This is a genomic window from Bradyrhizobium sp. P5_C11_2, assembly GCF_054049755.1.
Genome location: NZ_JBFULT010000792.1, coordinates 1 through 2639, shown reverse-complemented (window position 1 = coordinate 2639; position 2639 = coordinate 1). Strand labels below are relative to the sequence as shown.

The 2639-nt window shown below is 54.4% G+C and carries 3 protein-coding genes; all 3 read right to left on the bottom strand.

What is annotated here, in order from left to right; genetic code table 11:
* Nucleotides 1-583: 583 nt before the first annotated feature.
* Nucleotides 584-1111 carry a hypothetical protein gene (locus ACXJL8_RS38605; protein ID WP_456686772.1) on the bottom strand — a complete coding sequence of 176 codons (528 nt, stop codon included), beginning with the start codon at nt 1109-1111 and terminating at the stop codon, nt 584-586.
* Between the two features lie 81 nt (nt 1112-1192).
* Nucleotides 1193-1420, bottom strand: coding sequence for a hypothetical protein (locus ACXJL8_RS38600; protein ID WP_456686771.1), 228 nt, complete (start codon nt 1418-1420; stop codon nt 1193-1195).
* A gap of 162 nt (nt 1421-1582) precedes the next feature.
* A partial coding sequence (locus tag ACXJL8_RS38595) for an aspartate kinase (RefSeq protein WP_456686770.1) occupies nt 1583-2639 on the bottom strand: 1057 nt, incomplete at its 5' end.

Below are 2639 nucleotides of genomic sequence, written 5' to 3'. Positions count from 1 at the left end.
CGACTACCCGCCGCGTCGCATGAAGGAAACGGTTAGCGGGCGCTGCGACGCCATCAATTGGATGACGCTCCTGTTTGCGCAATTCATCGACTAGACGTTCGAGGTAGGGCGGCAGAGGCGAGACTTCGCGAGATAAGTTCTGTTGCAATCTGTCACCCACCTCGTCACAGATCGAGCGGGCAGTCTTATGATCGATGTGGTCCGATATTCGATTGGTCGGTTCCATATCGCGACCTTTCGATTAGGCCCCACGATTAACTTAAGTTTCAGGGATGCGAAAATGTTTCGCGCACCTTCGAAGAATGCCGATGGTTCCACTTAATGGAACGAAGACACTGTGACCGATTGCCATCGTCAGCGCTGATACCAGCAACCCGCCGAGTTAGTGAAACTCTTGGGGCGCGACTTTCAACACTCAGAATGTCCGTTCCGGGGTCAAAGGCGGACTTTGACTAATGGTGCTGGCACGTCTGCGCCCCCCAGCACCGGACATCATTCGGATATGAGATGTTATGGAAGAAGTGGGCCCGTGGCCGACTTCGAAGCGGCCCCATTGGCACGGGGCGGCTCGGTTTTCGGACAATCACATCCTGACAGCATTCGCGAAGAGCCTGTCACCCCACTCGTACAACGGCCGCATGAAGTCAGATTGGGTGTGGATTGCTCGACCTTTGCGCTCACGCCATTTTCGTCCGTAGGTATCGAACGGAAAGTGTCGCATGTAGTAGTCGCAAGTCTCTTCCCAATGGTCGACCGACAACGATTTGCCGTAGTGTTGGCAATAGAGGCCAGTCGCCACGCGTTCAACGCCACCCGGCTCGCGCGCATGGTGTTTTGCGAAGATGACCTCCGACCGGTTTCGCCACAACATCAGAATGTCTCGCCGCTCCGGACCGAAGAAACGACGAAAGTCCAACAGTTCTCGATCGGCCTGATAGGGTGCATGATCCCCAGGCGTCATATAGGCGTCGAACAGTTGAACCCGCACGCCGTCGCATTCGCTAGAATGCGTTCCTTCTATGAATCTGCGTAAATCTCCGGTAACGCGCACATCCGCATCGAAGCAAAACATCCAGTCGAACTGCAAATGTTCGCGCGCCGTCTGCAACAAGAGGCCGCGATGCCGACCCTCAGCAATTCGGCGTGCCTCGATGTCCGCTTCCCACGACCGATTTGTCACAATCAGAGCGACTTATGGGTGTTCGCATAGAATCTCCAGCGTGCGATCCGCGCTCGCGTCATCATAAGCGACTATCGCATCGACCTGTTTGCCGACGTAGTCCAGTGTGTCTCTGAGAATAAGCGCTTCGTTACGAACGCGGGTGATGCCGATTAGAAGGTGCTTGTGACCCAATAAGCCTGTGTTGCAAGCAATGATTCGTTCGCCCTCGCGAAGTAGCCAACCAATGGTGCTCGGCATGATCACCGCCTCCCGACTATAAAAATTTGACACCAATGATGGCGGACGGGCGCGTATCGGCAAGATTAAGAATTTCTCGTTGTCGCTGCATCGAGCCGGCGACCCGCCTCTCTTGACCATCCCTCCCTTACGCGATTCCGTGGCATCCTCTCAAAGAGGTTGTTAGATCAGCGAATGCAAGGCCGTGACCGCGGCCTCGCGGGTCTCCACAGGAACGAACAAATTTATCGAATGTGGTGATAGAACGTATTTTTCAACGACAATCCCGCGGGATTGCAGAATTTGTATCGCCTGAAATGGCAAGTCTGAAGAAACGCCGCCGAAGCAAGTAAGGCTCACCGAACTTAAAGTCTCACGCTCTTTGCGCAAGTCTTTACTCCTTTCCAGCGTGCGCAGCAGAGTGTCGAGCGATTCCGACTCGCAAGTCATCATGATGCGCGTTTTTCCGGCGGTGAAAGCCGAGGCGAGGACTTGCGGCCAAGATAGGCCGTTTTGCTTGAGATGCTGCGCAAATTTCTCAAAACCGTGACTGAGATTCGTCGAAGCGATCTCCACATGCTCAATACGAGCCATCGAGTTGACGGCCAGAATTTTTCCGCTTTCCATTCCGATAACCTCTTTCATCACTCGTGTGCTGTGTTCGGACTTTCCCCATTTTCGTAAAAACAAAGGGACATTTTGGCTTTGTGCCAGCTCCACGCTGCGAAAATGCAAAACCTTGGCGCCCCAAAAACACATTTCGGATAACGATGCAAAATCCAGCCGGCGCAATGGTTTTGCGTTCGCCACGATGCGCGGATCGGCCGAGCAAATTCCGTCGACCTCTTTGATAATTTCACAGCGCTCGGCCTTTAGCGCCGCAGCCATGGCGACTGCAGTGGTGTCGCTGCCGCCCCTGCCTAGCGTGGTGATTTCTTTGGTTCGCGGGTTCACACCTTGAAAGCCCGCTAAAACCACGATGCGTCCGCGACCGAGTTCTTCGAGCACGCGCGCAGGCCGCACATCTAAAATGCGCGCGGAAGAATGAGATTCGTCTGTCATTACACCGGCCTGACTGCCGGTAAAGCTAATGGCTGGCGCACCGAGATCAGACAGGGCCATGCTCATCAACGACATGCTGATGCGCTCACCGGTTGTTAACAACATATCCAGTTCGCGGCGGTTGGGATGCGGGCTTACTTGATAAGCCGCCTTAATTAGTTCGTCGGTCGTCTTACCC

Coding starts and splice junctions, on each gene's coding strand:
- ACXJL8_RS38600 (WP_456686771.1), bottom strand. CDS start 1,420: ATGCCGAGCACCATTGGTTGGCTACTTCGCGAGGGCGAACGAATCATT.